Source organism: Methylobacterium sp. WL12, from assembly GCF_008039475.1.
Taxonomy (GTDB): domain Bacteria; phylum Pseudomonadota; class Alphaproteobacteria; order Rhizobiales; family Beijerinckiaceae; genus Methylobacterium; species Methylobacterium cerastii.
This window is the reverse complement of the sequence record NZ_VRUW01000157.1, coordinates 1-4971: the sequence shown is the minus strand read 5'-3', so window position 1 is coordinate 4971 and position 4971 is coordinate 1. Positions and strand designations below refer to the sequence as shown.

General features: G+C 73.2%; 5 protein-coding genes. 4 read left to right on the top strand and 1 reads right to left on the bottom strand.

The window, feature by feature from the left end; genetic code table 11:
- Nucleotides 1–6: 6 nt before the first annotated feature.
- Nucleotides 7–1737, top strand: a complete 1731-nt coding sequence (gene xseA, locus FV226_RS26770; RefSeq protein WP_147765312.1) for an exodeoxyribonuclease VII large subunit — start codon at nt 7–9, stop codon at nt 1735–1737.
- 31 nt (nt 1738–1768) lie between these two features.
- Here xseA and FV226_RS26765 read toward each other — a convergent pair whose 3' ends face one another.
- Nucleotides 1769–2518 carry a GNAT family N-acetyltransferase gene (locus FV226_RS26765; RefSeq protein WP_147765311.1) on the bottom strand — a complete coding sequence of 250 codons (750 nt, stop codon included), beginning with the start codon at nt 2516–2518 and terminating at the stop codon, nt 1769–1771.
- 156 nt (nt 2519–2674) lie between these two features.
- Here FV226_RS26765 and FV226_RS26760 point away from each other — a divergent pair, with 156 nt between their 5' ends.
- From FV226_RS26760 to FV226_RS26750, 3 genes are all read left to right on the top strand, one after another.
- Nucleotides 2675–3289, top strand: coding sequence for a PAS domain-containing protein (locus FV226_RS26760; RefSeq protein WP_147765310.1), 615 nt, complete (start codon nt 2675–2677; stop codon nt 3287–3289).
- Between the two features lie 105 nt (nt 3290–3394).
- A complete protein-coding gene (locus FV226_RS26755) occupies nt 3395–3622 on the top strand; it encodes a DUF4170 domain-containing protein (RefSeq protein WP_147754673.1) in 228 nt (75 codons plus the stop codon).
- A gap of 172 nt (nt 3623–3794) precedes the next feature.
- A complete protein-coding gene (locus FV226_RS26750; RefSeq protein WP_147754674.1) occupies nt 3795–4739 on the top strand; it encodes a ribose-phosphate pyrophosphokinase in 945 nt (314 codons plus the stop codon).
- The last annotated feature ends 232 nt before the right edge of the window (nt 4740–4971 follow it).

Sequence of the window (4971 nt, the reverse complement as noted above, 5' to 3'; positions counted from 1 at the left end):
TCCGCCATGCCCCTGGTCCCGCCCCCCGCCCCCCGCAGGTCGTCGCCGGCCGCCGACGTCCCGTCCTCGGCGGTGCTCGTCGCCAACCAGCCGGAATGGTCGGTGGGCGACCTCGCCTCGGCGTTGAAGCGCACGCTGGAGGACGCGTTCGGGCACGTGCGGCTGCGCGGCGAGATCTCGGGGTTCCGCGGGCAGCACGGCTCGGGCCACGCCTACTTCTCGCTCAAGGACGGCAACGCCCGCATCGACGCCGTGGTCTGGAAGGGCACCTTCAACCGCTTGCGGCAGAAGCCGCAGGAGGGGCTCGAGGTCGTCGCCACGGGCAAGATCACGACCTTCCCCGGCAAGTCCTCGTACCAGATCGTCATCGAGAGCCTGGAGCCGGCCGGCGTCGGCGCCTGGATGGCGCTGCTGGAGGAGCGCAAGCGCGCGCTCGCGGCCGAGGGGCTGTTCGCCGCCGAGCACAAGCGGGCGATCCCGTTTCTGCCGCAGGTCGTCGGGGTGGTGACCTCCCCCACCGGCGCGGTGATCCGCGACATCCTGCACCGACTCGAGGACCGGTTCCCGCGGCCCGTCCTAGTCTGGCCGGTGCGCGTGCAGGGCGAGGGGGCCGCCGACGAGATCGCCGCCGCGATCCGCGGCTTCAACGCGCTTCCCCCCGGCGGCCCGATCCCGCGCCCGGACGTGCTGATCGTCGCCCGCGGCGGCGGCTCGATCGAGGACCTGTGGGCGTTCAACGAGGAGGCGGTGGTGCGCGCCGCCTTCGAGAGCCGCATCCCGCTGATCTCGGCGGTCGGGCACGAGACCGACACCACGCTGATCGACTTCGTCTCCGACCGGCGCGCGCCGACGCCGACGGGCGCCGCCGAGATGGCCGTGCCGGTGCGGGCCGACCTCGCGGTGGCGCTGGACGACCTGACCCGCCGCCGCCGCGGGGCGGTGGAGCGCAAGCTCGACCGGCTGGCTGCGGATTTCCGCTCGGCCCTGCGGGCGATGCCCGATGCCGACGCGTTCCTCGCGGGCAAGCGCCAGCGCCTCGACCTCGCCGAGGCCCGGCTCGCGCCGGCGCTGGCGGGCAACGCGCGCGCCTTCCGCGAGCGGTTCTCGCGCGTGCTCGACCGGCTCGCGCGGCACCCGCCGGAACTGGTCTTGGAACGCGCGCGGGCGCGGCTTTCGGCGATCGACCACCGGCCGCGCCAGGCGCTCGCCAACCACGCAAGCCGCAAGGGCGACGCGCTGTCGGCCCTCGGCCACCGCCTCGTCGTCGCCCGGACGACGACCCTGCGCCGGGCCGAGACCGAGGCGGCGCGCGCGCGCGAGCGGCTGGCGGCCTCGCATGGGCGGATGATCCACGCGGCGGCCGGGCTGATCGAGCGCCGCCGCGCCCGGCTCGACCGGGCCGGCGACCTCCTCGGCAGCCTCGGCTATCGCGCCGTGCTCGCCCGCGGCTACGTGCTGGTCCGCGACGGCGCAGGCGCTGCGCTCCGCTCCGGCCGCGGGTTGCCGGCCGGCTCGCCCCTGAGCCTCGAATTCGCCGACGGGTTCGTGTCCGCCCGCACCGAGGCGGATGCGGGCGCTCCCGCACCCGAGGGGGCGCCCTCGGCGAAGCGAGGCCCCGCCCCGGCGAAGCAAGGCGCCGCCCCGGCGAAGAAGCGCGCGCCGCGCCGGGCGAAGGCCGCACCCGAGGTCGAGCCGCCCGCGCCCGCCGCCGCGCAAGGCTCGCTGTTCGAGGCCTGAGCCCGGTCCGGCGACCCTGGAGGCCGCCGGCTCAACCCCGGCGGCGGTAGTGGTAGCGCAGCAGCTCGGTGCGGAACCCGAGGCCGCGGTAGAGCGACAGGGCGGCCGCGTTCTCGGCCACCACCTGGAGGCAGGCGCCGACGGCCCCGTTGGCGCGGGCCCAGCGCATCAGCGCGCCGACCGTGCGACGGGCATGGCCGCGCCCGCGCAGCTGCGGGGGCGTCGCCACGGATTCGATCACCGCGAGCGGCCCGTCGAGGACGGCGTAGCCCATCGATGCGGTCTCCCCCGCAAGGTCCAGGGCGGCGAAGGCGCGGGGACCGCGCAAGTCTCCCGTCATCGCGGCGTAGATCGCGGCGGCCTGCACGTCGGCGCCGGCAAGCCGGGTCCGCAGCGCGAGCCAGTCGCCATCGGGTGCCGGCATCAGCCGCACGCCTGACTCGAGCCCGTCCGGCATCCCGTCGAGGGCGGCGAACAGGGTCGACGCGTGGCCCTCCGCGCCGTAGCCGCGCGCCGCCAGGGGTTCGTCGAGCTCCGGGGCGAGGCTCACCACGCGGACGATCGCCGGCTGGCCGAGCGCCGCGTACGCACGCTCGCAGGCCGCGATCGCCGCGTCGGCCGGGCCGCGCGGTCCGGGGGTCGGGTTGAGCGAGTTCGTCCGCCGGGTCGGCCCGCCCGAGGCGCGCAGCAGCCACCCGTCCAGAAGGTGTTGACGTGACGCCGGGCATGCGACCAGGCAGGCCGCCTCCGCTCTCCAGGCGAGGTCGTCGTGCTGAGACATGGACCGTCCGCGGGTTCTACGGCCGGCGGGTCGTAGCACGGCGGTAGACCGATCCGAACCGCAAGACTTGCGCGATCGGTTGTATCGTTTGAGTTGGACTCGTATACAAATTGTTGCTCAAGGTTTCTGAAGAGCGGGAAGCATACTGGTAGGCCGATGAAGTTCGACGGCATCGACGATCGAGGGCAGGCGGTGGGGGACCTGCACGCCGCCCTCCAGGCGTCGGGCGTCGTCGGCACCTGGGACTGGAACCCAGTCTCGCAGCGCGTGCGCTACGATCCCGGCGCCGCCGAGCTGCTGGCGGGGGACGCCGCGCTGGCCGGCCGCGACCTCGAGTTCGCCGACGCCGTGGCCGGCATCCATCCCGACGACGTCCCCTGGATGACGCAGGAGGTGGAGCGCGCCATGCAGGCCGGCGGCCTGATGCTGGCGGAGTACCGGGCCGGGATGCTCTCCGGGCAGACGCGCTGGCTCCTGTGCCGCGGCCGGATCTTCCACGATCCGCGCGGGCGCCCCGTGCGCAGCACCGGCATCCTGATCGACATCACCGAGGTCCGGACCATGGACGCCGGCTACGTCGCGACCCCGTCGATCGGCGAGCCGGAGGCGCCGCTGGTGCGCGCCGCCGACCTCTGCATCGCGTTGCACGGGGTTGTCGGCGAGAGCGGATCCGAGGCGCTTCGCGGGATGACCGAGCGCCTGCTGCTTCAGATCGGCCGCGAGATCGCCCGGGCCGAGCTCGCGGCCGTGCCGCCGACCGCGCTGCATTGAGGGCCGGGGCCGCGCGGGCTTGACGGCGGCCGCGGGGTTGGCGATGCCGCGTCCTGCGGCACGCGTCCTGCCTGTGGGGCGGCGTGCCGCGACCAGGAGAGACCCGTGACCACCACGATCGCCAGCGAACAGCTGCTGCACCTCGTCTTCGGCGGCGAGCTGGAGGACATCGACGGGCTCCGGTTCAAGGATCTGGCCGGCCTCGACATCGTCGGCATCTTTCCCGACTACGCCTCGGCCAAGGTCGCGTGGCGCGCCAAGGCCCAGGCCACGGTCGACAGCGCGCAGACCCGCTACTTCGTCGTCCACCTCCACCGCCTGCTCGAGCCGTAGGCGCCCGCCTGTGCAGGGGGCTGTGCAGCGGGCGGGCCCGGCCATTGTGACGGTTCGACCGCACTGGTAAGAGCCCGACCGACGCGGATGCCGGCGGGCCTGTCGATCGGCCGGCCGTTCCAGTCTTCAGGACGTGTCTCGGCCCGAGACCCCAGATGTTGAGCCCGCAGGCATGAAGTCTTCGATCAAGATCATCGCCGGCAATGCCAGCCGGCCCTTGGCGGAGGACATCGCCGGCTACCTCGAACTGCCGCTCGCCAAGTGCATGGTCCGGCGCTTCGCCGACATGGAGATCTTCGTCGAGATCCAGGAGAACGTGCGCGGCGAGGACGTGTTCATCGTCCAGTCGACCTCGTATCCGGCCAACGACCACCTGATGGAGCTGCTGATCATGATCGACGCCGCGCGTCGGTCCTCGGCGCGGCGCATCACGGCGGTGATCCCGTATTTCGGCTACGCCCGGCAGGACCGGCGCACCTCGGGCCGCACCCCGATCTCGGCCAAGCTCGTCTGCAACCTCATCACCGAGGCCGGCGCCGACCGCGTGCTGACGCTGGACCTCCATGCCGGCCAGATCCAGGGCTTCTTCGACATCCCCACCGACAACCTGTTTGCCGCGCCCGTGATGGTGCGCGACATCAAGGAGCGGCTGACCTCCACCGACCGCATGGTGGTCTCGCCCGACGTCGGCGGCGTGGTGCGCGCGCGTGCGGTCGCCAAGCGCATCGACGCGTCGCTGGCCATCGTCGACAAGCGCCGCGAGCGCGCCGGCGAATCCGAGGTGATGAACATCATCGGCGACGTGGAAGGCCGCTCCTGCATCCTCGTCGACGACATCGTCGATTCCGGCGGCACGCTCGTCAACGCGGCCGAGGCCCTGCTTAACGCCGGCGCCAAGGAGGTCTCGGCCTACATCACCCACGGGGTGCTCTCGGGCGGCGCGGTCTCGCGCATCGCCGCCTCGCGGATGAAGGAGCTGGTGATCACCGACTCGATCCAGCCGACCCAGGCCGTCAAGCTCGCCCGCAACATCCGCGTGGCGACGATCGCCCCGCTGCTCGGCGAGGCCATCGGCCGGACGGCGACGGAAGCCAGCGTGTCGAGCCTGTTCGACTGAGCGTCTTGGCCCGTCCAGGGCATCCGAACACAGCGTCCTCAAAAACCGCTCCGTCATTCCGGGGCTGCGCAGCAGAGCCCGGAATCCAGAGCCGCCGCGGGCTCCGAGGTGGAGCGTCCCGGCCCTTCGAGCCCGCGCGGTGCGTCTGGATTCCGGGCTCGCCTTCGGCGCCCCGGAATGACGGGGTTTGGGCTGTCTGGCGCAGCCCCCTACCCGTCCCGCCCCCGCACAT